This window comes from Tardiphaga sp. OK245 (genome assembly GCF_900108575.1).
GTDB classification, from domain to species: domain Bacteria; phylum Pseudomonadota; class Alphaproteobacteria; order Rhizobiales; family Xanthobacteraceae; genus Tardiphaga; species Tardiphaga robiniae.
In genome coordinates this window covers 544,336-562,196 of record NZ_FNWZ01000001.1, presented here as the reverse complement: position 1 = coordinate 562,196, position 17,861 = coordinate 544,336, and the positions used below count along the sequence as shown (strand labels likewise).

14 protein-coding genes are annotated in these 17,861 nt (G+C 62.3%); 7 read left to right on the top strand and 7 right to left on the bottom strand.

The window, feature by feature from the left end; all coding sequences use genetic code 11:
- The first annotated feature begins 240 nt into the window (after window positions 1-240).
- The 4 genes from BLW80_RS02540 (at window position 241) to BLW80_RS02525 (ending at window position 3,460) form a co-directional block, all read left to right on the top strand.
- On the top strand, window positions 241-654 hold the full coding sequence (locus BLW80_RS02540; protein WP_068735441.1) for a DUF3830 family protein: 414 nt from the start codon (window positions 241-243) through the stop codon (window positions 652-654).
- A complete protein-coding gene (puuE, locus tag BLW80_RS02535; RefSeq protein WP_093756689.1) occupies window positions 654-1,589 on the top strand; it encodes an allantoinase PuuE in 936 nt (311 codons plus the stop codon). The genes BLW80_RS02540 and puuE overlap by 1 nt, the downstream gene beginning before the upstream one ends.
- 24 nt (window positions 1,590-1,613) lie before the next feature.
- Window positions 1,614-2,501: a 2-oxo-4-hydroxy-4-carboxy-5-ureidoimidazoline decarboxylase gene (uraD, locus tag BLW80_RS02530; protein WP_093756688.1), complete on the top strand. Its 888-nt coding sequence runs from the start codon at window positions 1,614-1,616 to the stop codon at window positions 2,499-2,501.
- A 185-nt stretch (window positions 2,502-2,686) separates the two neighbouring features.
- Complete coding sequence (locus BLW80_RS02525; protein ID WP_093756687.1) at window positions 2,687-3,460, top strand: substrate-binding domain-containing protein; 774 nt, start codon at window positions 2,687-2,689, stop codon at window positions 3,458-3,460.
- 179 nt (window positions 3,461-3,639) lie between these two features.
- Here BLW80_RS02525 and BLW80_RS02520 read toward each other — a convergent pair whose 3' ends face one another.
- Entirely contained in the window at window positions 3,640-5,034 is a 1,395-nt protein-coding gene (locus BLW80_RS02520; RefSeq protein ID WP_093756686.1) for a nucleobase:cation symporter-2 family protein, read from the bottom strand.
- Window positions 5,035-5,236: 202 nt separating this feature from the next.
- Here BLW80_RS02520 and pucL point away from each other — a divergent pair, with 202 nt between their 5' ends.
- Entirely contained in the window at window positions 5,237-6,076 is an 840-nt protein-coding gene (gene pucL, locus BLW80_RS02515; RefSeq protein ID WP_170849551.1) for a factor-independent urate hydroxylase, read from the top strand.
- Window positions 6,077-6,368: 292 nt separating this feature from the next.
- On the opposite strand, the gene BLW80_RS02510 is transcribed toward pucL, so the two are convergent.
- The gene (locus BLW80_RS02510; RefSeq protein ID WP_093756684.1) at window positions 6,369-8,975 is read right to left on the bottom strand and encodes a molybdopterin-dependent oxidoreductase; all 2,607 of its coding nucleotides are present in this window, start codon (window positions 8,973-8,975) and stop codon (window positions 6,369-6,371) included.
- Entirely contained in the window at window positions 8,972-9,793 is an 822-nt protein-coding gene (locus BLW80_RS02505) for an FAD binding domain-containing protein (protein ID WP_093756683.1), read from the bottom strand. Before BLW80_RS02505 ends, BLW80_RS02510 begins: the two co-directional genes overlap by 4 nt.
- 157 nt (window positions 9,794-9,950) lie before the next feature.
- Here BLW80_RS02505 and BLW80_RS02500 point away from each other — a divergent pair, with 157 nt between their 5' ends.
- A complete protein-coding gene (locus tag BLW80_RS02500; RefSeq protein ID WP_093756682.1) occupies window positions 9,951-11,300 on the top strand; it encodes an 8-oxoguanine deaminase in 1,350 nt (449 codons plus the stop codon).
- A 189-nt stretch (window positions 11,301-11,489) separates the two neighbouring features.
- On the opposite strand, the gene BLW80_RS02495 is transcribed toward BLW80_RS02500, so the two are convergent.
- From BLW80_RS02495 to BLW80_RS02480, 4 genes are read right to left on the bottom strand one after another with little or no spacing between them, the layout of a single operon-like run.
- On the bottom strand, window positions 11,490-12,569 hold the full coding sequence (locus tag BLW80_RS02495; RefSeq protein WP_093756681.1) for a BMP family ABC transporter substrate-binding protein: 1,080 nt from the start codon (window positions 12,567-12,569) through the stop codon (window positions 11,490-11,492).
- A gap of 40 nt (window positions 12,570-12,609) precedes the next feature.
- Complete coding sequence (locus BLW80_RS02490) at window positions 12,610-13,527, bottom strand: ABC transporter permease (RefSeq protein ID WP_093756680.1); 918 nt, start codon at window positions 13,525-13,527, stop codon at window positions 12,610-12,612.
- Window positions 13,514-14,605 (bottom strand): ABC transporter permease, encoded by a 1,092-nt coding sequence (locus BLW80_RS02485; protein WP_093756679.1) that lies wholly within the window; start codon window positions 14,603-14,605, stop codon window positions 13,514-13,516. Before BLW80_RS02485 ends, BLW80_RS02490 begins: the two co-directional genes overlap by 14 nt.
- The gene (locus BLW80_RS02480; protein WP_093756678.1) at window positions 14,589-16,157 is read right to left on the bottom strand and encodes an ABC transporter ATP-binding protein; all 1,569 of its coding nucleotides are present in this window, start codon (window positions 16,155-16,157) and stop codon (window positions 14,589-14,591) included. The genes BLW80_RS02485 and BLW80_RS02480 overlap by 17 nt, the downstream gene beginning before the upstream one ends.
- A gap of 592 nt (window positions 16,158-16,749) precedes the next feature.
- On the opposite strand from BLW80_RS02480, the gene BLW80_RS02475 reads away from it, so the two are divergent.
- On the top strand, window positions 16,750-17,796 hold the full coding sequence (locus BLW80_RS02475; protein WP_089265258.1) for a hypothetical protein: 1,047 nt from the start codon (window positions 16,750-16,752) through the stop codon (window positions 17,794-17,796).
- The last annotated feature ends 65 nt before the right edge of the window (window positions 17,797-17,861 follow it).

Genomic DNA, 17,861 nt, shown 5'->3' with positions numbered 1-17,861 from the left:
GGACGCGACCCCGGAATCCCAGCATGTTCAGCAAAACACCTCAAGATTCCGGGTTCGCACTACGCGGCTGTGCCGCTTCGTGCGCCCCGGAATGACGAGCAAGGAGGCCCCGGAATGACAGTGTTGGAGAGGGAACGCAGTCTACAGGCAACGCCGCCGAAAACTGCGGCTTGCTTCTTTCGCCCTCTGCTGCAATCTGGATGGATCACTGTCAGTCACTCCAATTACGAGATTCCACGGATGAGCCAGCTCAAAGTCCATGTCGGCGACTTCACCTTCGATGCGAAATTCGAGGAGAAGGACGCCCCCAAGACCGTCGCCGCCTTCAAGAAGGCGATGCCGTTTGTCAGCCAGGCGATCCATGTGCGCTGGAGCGGCGAGGGCGTCTGGATGCCGCTTGGCGATCTCGATTTCGGCGTGCCCTATGAAAACCACACCAGCTTTCCGGCGCCGGGCCACATCATCCTGTATCCGGGCGGCATCAGCGAGACCGAGATCCTGCTGGCCTATAGCGGCGTGCATTTCGCCAGCAAGATGGGCCAGCTCGCCGGCAACCATTTCATTACGCTGACCTCGAACCTCGAAAATCTGAAAGAGATGGGCAAGACCGTGCTCTGGAAGGGTGCGCAACCCGTCCGTTTCGAGATGGTCTGATGGCCGGGAGCGACTATCCCCGCGATCTGCGCGGCTACGGCCGCAATCCGCCCGATCCGAAATGGCCGGATGGCGCGCGCGTGGCGGTACAGTTCGTCGTCAATTTCGAAGAAGGCGGCGAGAACAACATCCTGCATGGCGACCGCGCCTCGGAAGCGTTTCTCTCGGATGTGCTGGGCGCACAGCCCTGGCCGGGCCAGCGCCACGCCAATATCGAATCCATGTTCGAATATGGCTCGCGCGCCGGCTTCTGGCGGCTGTGGCGGATGTTCACCGAACGCAATATGCCGACCACGGTGTTCGGCGTCGCCACCGCCCTACAGCGCAATCCCGAAATCGTCGCCGCCATGCAGGAGGCGAAGTGGGACATCGCCAGCCACAGTCTGAAGTGGATCGAGCACAAGGATATGTCGGAGCCGGAGGAGCGTTTCGAGATTGCCGAGGCGATCCGCGTGCATACCGAGGCGACCGGCGCGCGCCCGACCGGCTGGTACACCGGCCGCAGTTCGATCAACACCATTCGCCTGCTGATGGAAGCCGGCGGCTTCAAGTATCTGTGCGATTCCTATGCCGACGATCTGCCGTACTGGATCAAGGGGCCCAGCGAACCGCAGCTCATCATTCCCTATACGCTCGATGCCAATGACATGCGCTTCGTCAACCCGCAGGGCTTTGGTGGCGGTGACGAGTTCTTCACCTACCTGAAGGATTCGTTCGATGTGCTGTATGCCGAAGGCGCGACGTCGCCGAAGATGATGACCGTGGGCCTACATTGCCGCGTCGTCGGGCGGCCCGGACGTGCGGCGTCGCTGATGCGGTTCCTCGATTACATCGCGAGCCACGAGCGCGTTTGGGTGCCGACGCGTCTTGATATCGCCGAGCACTGGCACGCCAATCTGAAACATCTCGCCGCCGACGCCCGTGCCATCGGATAGACCAGGATTGGGATAGACCCTGTCATGACAGAGAAGACGCTCGACGAACTCAACGCCTGCAGCAAAGCGGATTTCGTCGCAGCGCTGGCGAATATCTTCGAATATTCGCCGTGGATTGCGGAGAAGGCCGCGGACAGCCGGCCTTTCGCGGGCGTGAAACAGTTGTTCGCCGCGATGCGCAAGGTGGTGGAGGAGGCGGCTGCAGGCCAGCGGCTGGCGCTGATCAAGGCGCATCCAGATCTTGCCGATAAAACGCAACGCGGCGATCTCCTGACGGCGGAATCCAATGCCGAGCAGAACAGCGTTGGGCTCGACCGGCTGTCGGAGGCCGAATATGCCGCCTTCGATCGCGTCAACAATGCCTATCGTGCGAAGTTCGGCTTCCCTTACATCGTCTGCGTTCGCCGCCACACCAAGGATTCCATCCTCGCGGATTTCGAGAAGCGGTTGCCGAACGACCCGGCCGCCGAGGTCACCGCATCGGTCGCCGAAATCTGCAAGATCGCGGCATTGCGCACCGATCTTTTGGTCGACGGGCCGGATCGCCTGCAGGTGCATGGCCGGCTCTCGACCCATGTGCTGGATACCCATAGCGGCCGGCCCGCAGCCGGGATTTCGGTCGAGCTTGTCGAATTGTCGAAGCTCGGCGTCAGCCGCGCGATTGCGCGCACGCTGACCAATCACGACGGCCGCACCGATGTGCCGCTGATCGGCGGCAGGCCGGTGCCGATCGGACGCTATGAACTGACCTTCAAGGTTGGTAGCTATTTTGCGGAGCGTGGCGTGCCGATGTCCGATCCGCCGTTCCTCGACGAGATCCCGCTGCGCTTTTCGGTCTATGAACCCGAAGGCCATCTCCACGTGCCGCTGCTGGTGACGCCGTGGAGCTATGGGACCTATCGCGGGAGCTAAGGTTTCCTTCTCCCCGCTTGCGGGGAGAAGGTGGCGTCGCGAAGCGACGACGGATGAGGGGGAGCCAGCGAGTAAAACACTGGCTCCCCCTCACCCGACTTCCACGCGCTTCGCGCGTTCCAGTCGACCTCTCCCCGCAAGCGGGGAGAGGATAAGAAAAAAAGACGTCAAGCGGGAGAGACACCATGCGCCACATCATTCGTTCGCTGCTCGTGCTCGGCTGCGTCGTCGCCTCGACGGCCAGCGCCTTCGCCTCCGAGGTCCATGTGATGATCTCCGGCGGTTTCACGGCGGCCTACAAGGAACTGGTGCCGCAATTCGAGAAGGCGACGGGCAATACGGTTGTCACGGCCTATGGGCCGTCGATGGGCGAGACGCCGCAGGCGATCCCGATGCGGCTGGCGCGGGGCGAGCCGGCCGATGTGCTGATCATGGTGGGCTATGCGTTGGGTGATCTCGTCAGCAAGGGCAAGGTGATCGCCGACAGCCGCGTCGATCTCGCGGATTCGCCGATCGGCGTGGCGGTGAAGGAGGGCGCGCCGAAGCCGGACCTGTCCTCGGCGGATACGCTGAAGGTGGCGCTGCTGAAGACCAGGACCGTGGCCTATTCGGACAGCGCCAGCGGCGTCTATGTCAGCAAGGAGATGTTCGAGAAGCTCGGCATTGCCGACGCCATGAAAGACAAGGCGCGCAAGATCCCGGCGACGCCGGTCGGCGAGATCGTTGCGAGGGGCGAGGCCGAGATCGGCTTTCAGCAGATCAGCGAATTGAAGCCGGTCAAGGGCATCGAGATCGTCGGCCCGCTGCCGGCGGAGCTGCAGAAGATCACCGTGTTCTCGGCGGGGCTTGCGAGCAATGCGCCGCAGCCTGATGCGGGCAAGGCGCTGATCGCGTTTCTGTCCTCGAAGCAGGCCGCGCCGGTGATCGTGGCCAGCGGGCTTGAGCCGAAGGTGAAGTGAGGCGGCTGTTTGCCTTCTCCCCGCTTGCGGGGAGAAGGTGGCGTCGCGAAGCGACGACGGATGAGGGGGACTCTCCACGAGCCGTGGCGTTCGCGGAGAGTCCCCCTCACCCGACGCCCACATGCTTCGCATGCGGACGTCGACCTCTCCCCGCAAGCGGGGAGAGGTTAAGAGGCAAACTAATGCGTCGCCGCCGCGGCAACACCAGCCGCTTCCGCCTTTGCGGTCTCGGCACTGCTCACGCCATTGAAGAACGCGTTGAGGATCACGGCCACCAGCGCACAGAGCAGGATGCCCGACTCCAGCAGCGGATGCAGGTCGTGCGGCAGTGCCTTGAAGAAGTTCGGCGACACCAGCGGGATCATGCCGAAGCCAACCGAGATCGCGACCACGAACAGGTTGCGCTGGTTGGTCTTGAAATCGACTGCGGTGAGGATGCGCGCGCCGGTCGCTGCGACCATGCCGAACATCACGAGGCCGGCGCCGCCGAGCACCACCTGCGGCACGGATTCCACCAAAGCGGCCATCTTCGGCAGCAGGCCGAGCACCAGCATGATGCCGCCGCCGGCAATGGTCACCCAGCGCGAACGCACGCCGGTGACGCCGACAAGCCCGACATTCTGCGAGAACGAGGTGTAGGGGAAGGTGTTGAAGATGCCGCCGAGGAACGTGCCGACGCCATCGGCGCGCAGGCCCTTGGTCAGTGCTTCCCTGTCGACCTTCTTGTCGGTCATCTCGCCGAGCGCCAGGAACATGCCGAGGGACTCGATCATCACCACGATCATCACGATGCACATGGTGACGATGGGCACGAGATGGAATTGCGGCATGCCGAAATGGAACGGCAGCACGATGTCGACCCAGCCGGCAGTGCCGACCTTGTCGAAATGCATCACGCCGAGCACGCTGGCAAGGATCGCGCCCGCGATGATGCCGAGCAGCACCGAGACGTTGGACAGAAAGCCGGTGCCCCATTTGATCAAAGCAAGGATCACGACCAGCACGAACAGCGCGATGCCGAGCCCCTGCAACTGGCCGTAAGCCGGATTGGGGAACGTGTGCGGAACGCCGTCGATCATCTTGGTGAACATGGGTAGTCCGCCACCAGCCCAGTTGATACCAACGCGCATCAGGGAGATGCCGATCACCATGATGATGGTGCCGGTGACCACCGGTGGAAACAGCGGCAGCAGCCGGCTGATGAAAGGCGCGACAACGATGCCGAAGATTCCGGCAGCGATGACCGAGCCATAGATGCCGAGCAGGCCGATATCCGGGGCGGCGGCCATCGACAGCATCGGGCCGACCGAGGCGAAAGTGACGCCCATCATGACCGGCAGGCGGATGCCGACGCCGGGAAAGCCGATACACTGGACCAGGGTCGCAAGGCCGCAGGCGAACAGGTCGGCGGAGATCAGGAAGGCGACGTCCTGCGGTGGCAGCTTCAGGGCGCGGCCGATAATGAGCGGCACGGCGACCGCGCCGGCATACATGACCAGAACGTGCTGCAGGCCCAGCGCGAGCAGGCGCGGCATCGGCAGCATCTCGTCGACGGGATGGACGCTCACTGTCATTGATCTAGCCCCTTGCTTAGGTGATGAAATATCGTGGCATTATGATCGTCAGATACAAACCTCGTGCCAGACGCCGCTGAAAGCCGTTTCGCCCCGGTGGTGTGGTGACCGGTGGCACGAAGGTTGCTCGAAGCGAGCATTGCTCAATATATTGCCCGGCGACCGGGGTTCCCTGGTCGCCAACACGGACTGGAGGTCGCGCGTGCCGCTGATCAAGAACAGATATGGAAAAGGCCGTGTCCGCATCATGCGGATCCATCGCGACGGCGACAAGCAGGATGTCAGCCAGCTCAGCATCAAGGCGATGCTGGAAGGCGATTTTGGCCGGGCCTATACCGACGCCGACAACTCCACCTCGACCTCCACGGACACGATTAAGAACATCGTCAATGTGGTGGCGCGGGAGAATACTGCGCTGTCGACGGAGGAGTTCTGCCAGGTGCTGGCGAAGCGCTATCTCGACCTGTATCCGCAGGCCAGTTCCGTCAGCATCACCGCGCATGAAACCAAATGGGCACGCCTCGCCGTCGATGGCGAGTTGCATCCGCATGCGTTCCTGCTCGACAGCAACGGCAAGCCCACTGTCGAGATTGTCGCGACGCGCGACGGCATGACCATGAGCTCGGGCCTCGACAACTTTACCTTCATGAAGTCGACCCAGTCGGGCTGGGAGAACTACTACACCGACAAATATTCCACGATCCAGCCGACCAATGACCGCATCTGCGCGACATCGATGGTCGCGTCGTGGAAGTGGTCCGGCAAGCCGGCGAGCTATCCCGCGACCAACAAGACAATTCTGGACACGCTGCTGAAGGAATTCGCGACGACCTATAGTCCGAGCGTGCAGAACAGCCTGTATCGCATGGGCGAGAAGGTGCTGGCGGCGGTGCCGGAGATTTCCGAGATCAGCATGGCCTGTCCGAACATCCACTACATCCTGATGAATCTCTCGGCGTTTGGTCTCGACAACAACAACGACGTGTTCCTGCCCACGGACGAGCCGCATGGGCAGATCGAATGCACGGTGGGGCGGGGGTAGTTCGCGGCGAAGGCAAGAGCGCCGAGCGTTCTTAACCTCTCCCCGCCCCCACCCGAAGCGAAGCTTCGCTAGGCGGGGAGAGGTCGCCGCGCCTTCGCGGCGGGTGGGGGGCGGGGCACTGCCGTCTCAGGTGTCATCCCCGCCTAGCACGCCGAAGGCGTGCGCGGGGCGGGGATCCATAAACACCAGGGATCTGTTTAAAGCGATGTGGTCGTGGCTCTGCCGCTCTTACCTTGATGATCGTGGTTATGGGTCCCCGCCTTCGCGGGGACGACACGTCTACTGACGTCGACTACTTCCCAAACTTCCTCTGCAACTCCGGAAAAATCCGATCCGGCTTGAACGGCACTTGCGTGAATCGAATCCCCGTTGCGTCGAACAGCGCGTTGCCCATGGCGGCCGCAACGGGATTGTACGGGCTTTCGCTCATCGACTTCGCACCCAATGGCCCGATCGCATCATAGGTGTCGGCGAAATACACGTCGGTGCGCGGCAGATCGGCGAAGGACGGCAGATGATAGTCGCGGAATTTCGGATTGACGACGCGGCCGCGGTCGTCGATCACCATCTCCTCATAGAGCGTCGCCCCCAGCGATTGCGCGACGCCGCCTTCGATCTGGCCGCGGAGCTGCATCGGATTGGCGACGGCGCCAGCGTCCGCAGCCTGCACGCTTTTGAGAACCTTGATGGCGCCGGTCCCCTTGTTCACCGCGACGCGAAATCCCTGGACGTTGAAGGCGACCGAACGCGGGGTGCCGCCCGAAGTTCCGGTAGCGCTGCGTGCGTTGCTGTCCGCCTGTATCGCCGCTACCAGCTTTTGCGCGGCGTCATGGGTGGCTTTGCCAGCGACGAATGTGCCGGCGCTGCCATAGGCGCCGGTGTCGTGGCCGCCATTCCGCGTATCGGACTGGCGCAGATGAATCTGCTCGACAGTGCAGCCAAGTGTCGTGGCCGCGATCTGCCGATGCACCGTCGCGGTGCCGTTGCCGAATTCGGCAGTGCCGACCGTGAGATCGTAACCGCCGTCGTCACGTTTGGCGATGACAACTTCGGCGATGTGGCCCTGCGGCGGCACGGTGTCGATCATGGTGAGCGCGATGCCGTCGCCGATCAACCAGTCGTCATCGAGGTCGTGTTTTGTCTCGACTTGCATCGCGCGCTCGACAAGATCGAGGCACTGGTCGAGGCCGTAACTACCGATCAGCACATCGTCGTAGTGCGTGCCGGCGGGCGACAGCATGGAATCGCCGGGCTTGATGACGTTGTGCCGGCGGAAATCATACGGGCTGATGCCGAGCTGCGCTGCGAGATTGTCGATGGCGGCTTCCACCGCGAACAGGGTTTGCGGCAGGCCGTAGCCGCGAAACGCACCGGCCGGCACCGTGTTGGTATATGCGACTACGGCATCGACCTTCTTGTTGGCGCAGTTATAGACGCCGAGCGATTCACCGCAGGCGTGAAACAGCACCGGGCCCGCATGATTGCCATAGGCGCCGGTGTTGGAGAGCACGTCGAGCTGCAGCGCGGTGAGCTTGCCGTGTTTGTCTGCGCCGGCCTTGACCGTGACGCGCATCGGATGCCGCGTCGAGGTGGCAATGAATTGCTCCTCGCGGGTCAGTTCCCATTTCACCGGGCGGCCGGTCTTGAGCGCGGCCAGCGCCAGAATATCCTCGACAAACATTTCCTGCTTGCCGCCGAACCCGCCGCCGACGCGTTCGCAGAACACGCGGACCTTGTCGGAGGGAAGGTCATAGAGTTGAGCGAGCGCACGCCGCGTCAGGAACGGCGTCTGCGTGCTTGAGCGGATATTGAGGACGCCGTCTGCATCGAGCCAGGCCATGCCGCCATGGGTCTCGAGATGGCCGTGCTGCACGCGTTGCGTGGTGAAGGTGCCCTCATAGGTGACGGCCGACGACGCCAGCGCTGCCGCGACATCGCCGAATTCGCCGTGTGTTTCGGCGATGACGTTGCGTGCCGCATCGCTGACGCGATGGATCGGCGTCTTGTCGGGATGAATGACCGGCGCGCCCGGCGCGATGGCGGCAGCGGGATCGAACACCGCGGGCAGGATGTCATAGACAATGTCGATGCGGCGGCAGGCTTCCTCCGCGATCGCCTCGCTCTCCGCGACCACGGCTGCAACCTTCTGCCCGATGAAGCGCACGGTGTCGTCGAGGATCCGTGTATCCTCGGGATCCATTGCATCGATCTCGTGGCGCGCCGTCGAGAACAATGTGGCCGGCGCATCGGCATGTGTCAGTACCGCATGTACACCCGGCATCGCCTGCGCGGCTGACGTATCGATCGATACGATGCGGGCATGGGGATGCGGCGAGCGCAGCATCTTGATATGCAGCAAGTCGTCCATGGTGACGTCAAATGTGTAGCGCGCCTTGCCCGTCACCACCTGGGGACCAGCGGGGGCGGGCAGGCTGCGGCCGAAGGCGGTGCCGGGCTCGGCCTCTTCCACATTGGACTTGCCGTCGAGTGCGTCCTCGATCGTGCGATAGCCTGTGCAGCGACACAGATTTCCCTTCAACGACGCTCCGAGATCGGCGCGCTGTGCCTGATTGAGCGACGCGCAGGTCACGATCATGCCGGATGTGCAGAAGCCGCACTGGAATCCCTGTGCGTCGAGAAATGCCTGCTGCATCGGATGGATGCCGCCTTCAGACGCGAGACCTTCGATGGTGGTGACGGCATGGCCGTCGGCACGAAAAGCCGGAATGATGCAGCTATGCACGGGCTCGCCATCGAGCAGCACCGTGCAGGCACCGCAGTCGCCGGCGTCGCAGCCTTTCTTGACGCCGAAATGGCCGAGCTCGCGCAGGAAGGTGCGCAGGCATTGGCCGGCTTGCGGCTTCTGCGAAAAGCTGTGGCCGTTGATCTCGAAACTCATGGCTTGAAGCCCTGCAGCTCGGCGCGGATCTCTTCTGCGAGCCGCAGCGTCATCTGCTTGCGCCAGGCCGGCTTGCCGTGAACGTCATCGTGATAGAGGTTGTCCGGAATCCGGTCGAGGATCGCTTCTTCGAGCGTGTCGGTATCGGGAAGTGTTGGGAGCGCGATACGAACAGGACGCTTCGTCGAAGCCGTGATCGTCAGCCGCAAGCCATCCTCATCAAGACTTCCTATCAACAGCGCAGCCGATCGCCCGACCGGCGTCAGCGAGATCTGCCTGAATGCAGAGCGTCGTTTGAAGGCTGCAAGCGGAATGGCAATGCTGCGCAGGAGATCACCCGGCATCAGCACATTGCTTTGATCGCCGGTGACGAAGTCCACCACGTCGATCGTGTCTACGCTGCCATCCGCCTTCCAGATCGTGCAGACCCCATCGAGCGCGGCGGTGAGCGCGATCATCGGGCCCGCCGGTAGCGACATGCAGAGATTGCCGCCGACCGTTGCCGTCTTCCAGATCTTGAAGGAGGCGAGGAAGGCGCGGCAACATTGATTGATGAGCGGCGACGCGATCCAGTCAGGAGGGCAGGGCAGCGCGTCGAGCTGTGCGACTGTGCAGGTCGCAGCGATCTGCAATTCGTTGTCGGTGACGGTGAGGGCCGGCCATTTGAGATCGGTGAGGTCGATCAGCCGCGTCAGGTGGGTCTGTGGTTCGGAGAAAAGCCAGGTGCCCCCGGCGAGCCATGCATCCCCGGCAGTCCATGTCGGTAGCTGTTCCCGCGTCGTGGGGCGGGCAACGAACGTGACCGTATTCAAATCCATAGGGCGGTTATGCTTTCACTCGGCAATGACCCCTTGAAGTATCATTGTGAACCTTGCAAGACCGACGCCAAGTCGCCGACAATTGCAGAACAAATTGAAGTATTCGTGGCTGGTCCCTGAATTGCAAGGTCGGGTCCATGACCGAAGGAGATGAGCTATGTCGGAAACGCAGGCCACATGGATCAAGGATCCCCTCGGCATTTTCGCCGAGGGTGCCGAGCGCGGCATTGTCGTCAGGAATGGCCGGATTGTCGAATTGGTGCCGGCTGGCGGCCAGCCGACAACGGCGGACGTCGTGGTCTATGACGCCGGCGCCCATGTGGTGCTGCCGGGGCTGATCAATACGCACCATCATTTCTATCAGACGCTCACGCGCGCCTTGCCAGCGGCGCTGGATCGCGAGCTGTTTCCCTGGCTGCAGGCGCTCTATCCGGTCTGGGCGCGGCTGACGCCCGAGAATCTCCATCTTGGCGTCAGCGTGGCGATGTCGGAATTGTTGCTGTCGGGCTGCACCACGACCACCGATCACCACTATGTGTTTCCGGCCGGCCTCGAACAGTCTGTCGATATCGAGGTCGCGGTGGCGCAGCGGCTCGGCATGCGCGTGCTGCTGACGCGGGGATCGATGAACCGCTCGGTGAAAGACGGCGGTTTGCCCCCGGACAGTGTGGTGCAGGACGAGGACACGATCCTGGCTGATAGCGAGCGCGTGGTGGCGACATTCCACCAGCGCGGCGAAGACGCGATGGTGCAGATCGCGCTGGCGCCGTGTTCGCCTTTCTCGGTAACGACGTCGCTGATGGCAAGCACCGCGGCGCTTGCGGACAAGCTCGATGTCCGCCTGCATACGCATCTCGGCGAGACCGAGGACGAGAACCGCTATTGCGAGGAGATCTATGGCTGCCGTCCGCTGGATTATCTGGAGCAGACCGGCTGGCTGAACAAACGCACCTGGCTGGCGCATGGCATTCATTTCAACGGGGCGGAAATGCTGCGGCTCGGCAAGGCCGGGACCACCATCAGTCATTGCTCCTGCAGCAATCAGCTATTGGCTTCTGGCTGCTGCCCGGTCTGCGAGATGGAAGACGCGGGCGTCGGTATAGGCCTCGGTGTCGATGGTTCGGCATCGAATGACGGATCGAATTTGATGCAGGAAGTGCGTGCGGCGTTTTTGCTGCAGCGGGCGCGCTATGGCGTTGGGCGTGTCAGCCACAAGGATGCGCTGCGCTGGGCGACGAAGGGTTCAGCAGCGTGCGTTGGGCGGCCGGAGCTCGGCGAGATCGCGGTCGGCAAGATGGCGGATCTGGCGCTGTTCAAGCTCGACGAGCTGCGCTTCTCCGGCCATGGCGATCCGCTGGCGGCGCTGGTGCTGTGCGGTGCGCATCGTGCGGACCGCGTGATGGTGGGCGGCGCATGGCGTGTGATCGACGGTGCGATCCCGGGGCTGGATGTCGGCGATCTGATCCGCCGGCATAGCGCGGCGGCGAAGGCGATGCAGGCGGGGTAGTGCTTACTTTCTTCCCCTCTCCTCCAGCGAAGCGAAGCTTCGCGCAGTGGGAGAGGGTGCCTGAGCGAAGCGAAGGCGGGAGAGGGGAAGCGACGGAGCTCTGACGCTACCCCTCTCCCGTCTCGAACGCACTTCGTGCGTTCGATCCACCCTCCCCCACAAGGGGGGAGGGGAAAGAACAGTAGCGCCTCACTTCCCCGGGATCTTGTCGTCGATACCCTTCACATAGAAGTTCATGCCGAGCACCTGGCCGGGGTCGAGCGCGTCGCCGCCCTTGCATTCCACTTCCTTGCCGTCTTGTCCCATGATCGGGCATTTGAACGGCTTAAGCGTGCCGGCGATGATGGCGGCTTCGGTGTCCATGGCCATCTTCTTCACGTCATCCGGCATGTTGGTATAGGGCGCCATCACGACCATCTTCTCTTTCAGGCCGGCCCAGGTGTCTTCCGACTTCCAGGTGCCATCGAGTGCCGCCTTGACGCGTTCGACGTAATACGGACCCCAGTTGTTGGTGACCGCGGTGAGCTGCGTCTTCGGGCCGAACTTGATCATGTCGGAGTCCTGGCCGAAGGCGAGCGCGCCGCGTTCGGAGGCGACCTGCATGGCCGCCGGCGAGTCCGTGTGCTGCATGATCACGTCGGCGCCCTGATCGAGCAGCGCCTTGGCGGCATCGGCTTCCTTGCCGGGATCGAACCAGGTGTTGACCCAGATGATCTTGATCTTGATATCCGGATTGATCTTCTGCGCGGCGAGCATGGTCGCATTGATGCCCGAGATGACTTCCGGGATCGGGAACGAGCCGATATAGCCCAGCACGCCCTTCTTCGACATCTTGGCGGCGATCAGGCCCTGGATGTAGCGGCCTTCAAAGAACCGGCCGGAATAGCTCGACATGTTCTTGTCGCGCTTGAAGCCGGTGGCGTGTTCGAACATCACCTTGGGATTGCGCTTGGCGACTTTCAGCGTCGGATCCATATAGCCGAACGACGTGGTGAAGATGAGCTGGTTGCCGGCGCGCGCGAGCTGTTCGATGGAGCGCTCGGAGTCCGGACCCTCACTGACATTTTCGAGATAGGTGGTCTCGATCTTGTCGCCGAATTCCTTGACGAGCATCTGGCGGCCGACTTCGTGCTGATAGGTCCAGCCGAAATCTCCGACCGGGCCGATATAGACGAAGCCGACTTTCAGCTTGTCGGCGGCGACGGCTGCACCCAATCCGAGGCCGGTGGCCAGCAGTAGGGCGGCGGCTGCAAGTGCTTTCCTGTTCATACGCGTCTCCTGTTTGCGAGATAGTCTTGCGAGAATGTCTTTAGCGGTCGGGCACGAATACCGTGCCCAATGCGGCCGGCGCCGTGGAGCCGCCGCTGCGGGTACGCGAGATCAGCACCAGCACGACGACGGTTGCGAGATAGGGCAGTGCGGACATCAGTTGCGAGGGCACGCCGACGCCCCAGCCTTGCGCATGCAGTTGCAAGATCGAGACCGCGCCGAACAGATAAGCGCCGATCACGAGGCGCCCCGGCAGCCAAGAGGCGAATACCACCAGCGCCAGCGCGATCCAGCCACGGCCGGCAGTCATGCCGGGGACGAAGAAGGGCGTATAGGCCAGCGGCAGATAGGCGCCGGCGAGGCCTGCGCAGCCGCCGCCGAACATCACGGCGAACATGCGGATCTTGAGCACAGGATAACCGAGCGCATGGGCGGAGACGTGATTGTCGCCGATGGCGCGGAGGACCAGCCCCGCCCGGGTGCGATAGAGGAAGTACCAAATCGCGACGACCAGCGCGATCGAGACATAGACGAAGGCGTCTTCGCCGAACAGGATCTTGCCGACGAAGGGGAGCGTGGTCAGGCCGGGAATGTACAGCCGCGGCGCGGTGGCGATACGCTCACCGACGAAGCCGGCTCCGATCAGGCCGGACACGCCGATGCCCAGGATTGTGAGCGCGAGACCCGTGGCGACCTGGTTGACAGCAAGACCAAGCGTCATCAGTGCAAATACCAATGAGAGCGCAACGCCCGCGAGAATGCCACACAGCGCGCCGATGAACGTCGAGCCGGTGGCCCAGGCGCCGGCAAAGCCGCAGGCGGCACCGACGATCATCATGCCTTCGACGCCGAGATTGAGCACGCCGGCGCGCTCCACCAGTAGCTCGCCGGAGGCGGCGAGCAGCAGCGGTGTCGACGCCGCGAGTACGGCAAGGATGATAGCTTCAAGCAGCTCCATCGGCGACCTTCCGCTGCGGCATGATGAGCTTGATCCGGTACAGGATCAGGCTGTCGCAGGCGAGCACATAGAACAGCAGGATACCCTGAAACACCTTGGTGATATCGAGTGGGATCTTCATGGCGATCTGCGCTTGCTCCCCGCCGATAAATGTCAGCGCCAGGAAAAGCCCTGCAATTAGTATTCCAACCGGGTTGAGCCGTCCGAGAAATGCAACGATGATCGCGGTGAAGCCATAGCCGGGCGAGATGCCGGGCTGCAGATGACCGACGGGGCCGGCGACCTCGATGATCCCCGCAAGGCCGGCCAGCGCGCCGGATATCGCGAAAGTTAGCAGCACCAGCTGGTTCGACGAGAAGCCGCCGAAGCGCGCCGCGCGGGGCGCTGCGCCAACCACACGAATTTCAAAACCCTTGATAGTGCGGCCGAGCAGGACAGCAGCGGCAACAACGATCACCAGCGCGATGACCGCGCCGAGATGCAGCCGTCCACCCTCGAACAGCAGGGGCACGGTGGCGACCGGATCGAATTCGGCCGTGGTCGGGAAGTTGAACCCTTTGGGATCGCGCCACGGGCCGCGGACGAGATAGTCCAGCAGCAGGTCGGCCACATAGACCAGCATCAGGCTGACCAGAATTTCACTGGCGCCGAAGCGCACCTTGCAGAAGGCCGGGATCAACGCATAGAGCGCGCCCGCGATGGCACCGAGCAGCAGCATCGCCGGCAAGACCCAGACGCCGGCATCGGTGCCGTTGGTCTTCACCGCAAGCCAACTGCCCGCCACGGCACCGACGAGGAACTGTCCCTCGGCGCCGATGTTCCAGACATTAGCGAGATAACAAAGCGAGAGGCCGATGGCGATCATCACCAGCGGCGCGGCTTTCACCGCGAGCTCCTGCAGCGAATAGGCGTCTGTCAGCGGCACGATGAAATAGACGTTGAGCGCCGCGATCGGATTCTTGCCGATGATCATGAACAGGATGCTCATGGTCACGATGGTCAGCCCGATGGCGATAACAGGCGATACCAGCGCGATGATGGTCGATCGCTCCGCGCGCTTCTCAAGCACCAACTGCATCGGGCACGTCCTTTGGCGTGAGTGCGCTGCCGCCCATCAACAGGCCCAGCGTTTCCCTGTCGGCATCCGCCGTCATTAACGGCTCGGACAGACGACCGTGGAACATCACAGCGATGCGGTCGGCGATGTCAGCGAGTTCGTCAAGGTCCTGGCTGGTGACGAGGATGGCCGCGCCTGCAGCTGCAAGATCGAGCAACGCCTGACGAATGACGGCGGCGGCGCCGGCATCGACGCCCCATGTCGGCTGGCTGACCACGAGCACGATGGGATTGCGCAGAATCTCGCGGCCGACGATGAATTTCTGCAGGTTGCCGCCGGAGAGGCTCGCAGCTTCTGGATCGCGCTTGGCCTTGCGCACGTCGAAACTCTCTGTGGCGCGATCGACGGTCGCGAGCGTCGCCGCCGTATTGATGAAACCGTTGTGCACCATGCCCGATGCGGCATGGCCTGTGAGCAGCGCGTTTTCCGACAATCTCATGCGCGGCGCGGTGCCGTGACCGAGGCGTTCCTCGGGCACGAAGGCCGCGCCGAGCTTGCGGCGCGCGGTGATCGACAGATGTCCGGCGGCGTGACCGTCGATGACGATGGTGCCGGGATCCTTGGCGAGACGCTCGCCGGAGAGCGCCGCGAAGAACTCGTCCTGGCCGTTGCCAGCGACGCCGGCGATCCCCAGGATCTCGCCGCCCTTCAGCTCCAGCGAGATGTTTTTCAGATGTACGCCATGTGGTTCGTCGGATGTGAGGCTGAGATCGTTGACCACGAGCCGCGGCACCGTGGTTTGCCTGTTGGCGGCGGCTTTCACCTGCTTGATCTCGGTGCCGACCATCATGCGCGCCAGTGATGCCGCAGTTTCTTCGCGCGGCAGGCAGGTCGAGATCTTCTTGCCGCCACGCAGGATGGTGGCGGTGTCGCAGAGCCGCTTCACCTCGTCGAGCTTGTGGCTGATGTAAAGGATCGCGCGGCCTTCCGACTTCAGGCGCTCCAGCACGACGAAGAGCTGATCGGCCTCCTGCGGCGTCAGCACGGCGGTGGGCTCGTCGAGGATCAGGAATTTCGGATTCTGCATCAGCACGCGCACGATCTCGATGCGCTGACGTTCGCCGACCGAGAGTTGCCAGACCTCGCGCTTGGGATCGAGCGGCAGGCCATATTGCTGTGACACCTGTTCGAGCCGCGCCGACATCGCCTTGAACGATTCCTTGCCGTCGAGACCAAGCGCGACGTTCTCGGCGACGGTCAGATTGTCGAACAGCGAGAAATGCTGGAACACCATGCCGATGCCGCGTGCGCGCGCATCATGCGGACCGGCCAATACCATCTTCTCGCCCTGCCAGAGCATCTCGCCTTCGCTTGGCTGGATCAGGCCGTAGATGGTTTTGACGAGTGTGGATTTGCCGGCGCCGTTCTCGCCGAGCAGCGCATGGATTTCCTGCGGACGGATCGCGATGTCGATGGCGTCATTGGCAAGAAAGCTGCCGTAGCGCTTGGTCAGACCGATGGTCTGCAGAAGCACTGTCCCCGAACGCGCGCGTCCCGATCCCGAATCCAACATTCGCTACTCACGCGTGAAAGGATGTTTGCGGCAAGTGTGTGCCGGATTGGAATGCAGCGTAAATCTCGAATAAGCGCCAGCGTCTGCCTTATTTTTGGACTGGATCGCTTTCTTGGGCGATTCCTGTCGACGCAATCGAGTGAGGCTCGGTATTTCCATTGATTGAATGACGTTTATTCGACTTTCGCATTGTATACTTGGTCTGAAGTGTTGCAGTTCTGGTACATGTGCAACGAATTCGAGATCCGGATTTTCTCGTGTGTTGAGAAGTTGGGCAGTGATTTTCTTGCGGTGCAAACACGGAATCACAGTGTGAATTCACCATCGGAGCTTCGTTCGGAAACCTGCGACAGAACGTCGCAAAATACCAATCTTTACAGTCTCTAAGCGCGTGTCTTACACGCGCTCGCATGGTGTCATTTCACCATCCCGAAAACACGATGCTTCAAGCATAAAATACTGATTTCACTGGGCATCCCTGATGAAATCCGTGGCAACTATTGGAAAAAGTTGAGGCTTCTCACCCGGACTGATTGCAACAACTCTCTCGCGAGAGGCACGCAATCATTGTCAACAGGTGGGGGTAATTCCAATGGCCAATCGTTTCCGAGCAATTGCAGCCGCGACGTTGCTGTCGCTAACAGCCATGGTGCCGACAGGCTCGGCAGGCGCCGCCGACATGGCGGCCATGCCGGTCAAGGCAAAGCCGATCCCGGATCTGCCGTTCTTCCTGCTGATCGATAACCGTTTCACCTATGCCTATCAGTGGGGGGCGGTCGATCCCGGCGTCACCGCCAAGACTACCAAGCAGGTCTTCGCCTTCACCCACTTCGACGTGTGGACCTACGGCACCAACTTCTTCAACATCGGCCTAGAGAAGGCGGGCAAGAGCAGCCCGGCTAATCCGTGCGCCGATCCGCTGCGTCCGATCACGGGCTGCGAAGGCGCAACAGAAATCTACGGCCTGATCCGTAGCACGATCGGCTTCAACGAGGTCTTCAACACCAAGGCCTTCTCGATGGGGCCGCTGCGCAACGTGTCGTTCGTCATCGGCGCCGACGGCAGCACGGAAAACCGGTTCTTCTCGGCATCCAAGCGCGACGTCGTGACCGGTCTGCAATTCGCTTTCGACCTGCCTTACAAGGGCTTCTTCAACGTCAATCCGTTGTTCTATTACGAGTTCGCCAACCGCAGCACCTTTACGCAGTGCGGTTACGCCGGCGCTCCCGGTCAAATCCCGGGCGTCTCGTGCAACATCGACGGCAACCGCCAGTTCAACCCGACCTGGGCCGTTGAACTCAATTACTACATGGATCTCGGCTTCCTACCCCCGAGCATGGACTATTTCGCGATCAGCGGCCGGGCCGGCTTCTACGGGCCGAAAGGTTCGGAGAACGGCCAGATTATCGGCACGGCCACCAAGATGGAGATCAACGCCGAACCGATCCGTCTGACCTTCGACGCCAGCAAGGCGATCTGGGGACCGAAATACACTCACAATGTCGACGTGTGGGTGGCCTATCGGCTCTGGCGGAACAAGTTCGGCTTGGATGAGAATGCCAGCCTGCCGTGCACCACGTTTGCGCCCGGATCGTGCCGCGAGGACTCGCTCTATTCCGGCGTCACCGTCAAGTTCTGATCTGAGCTGACATCCGGGGGCTAATTCTCCAAGGCCAATCTCCAGGCTGATGGCGTCGCGATGTC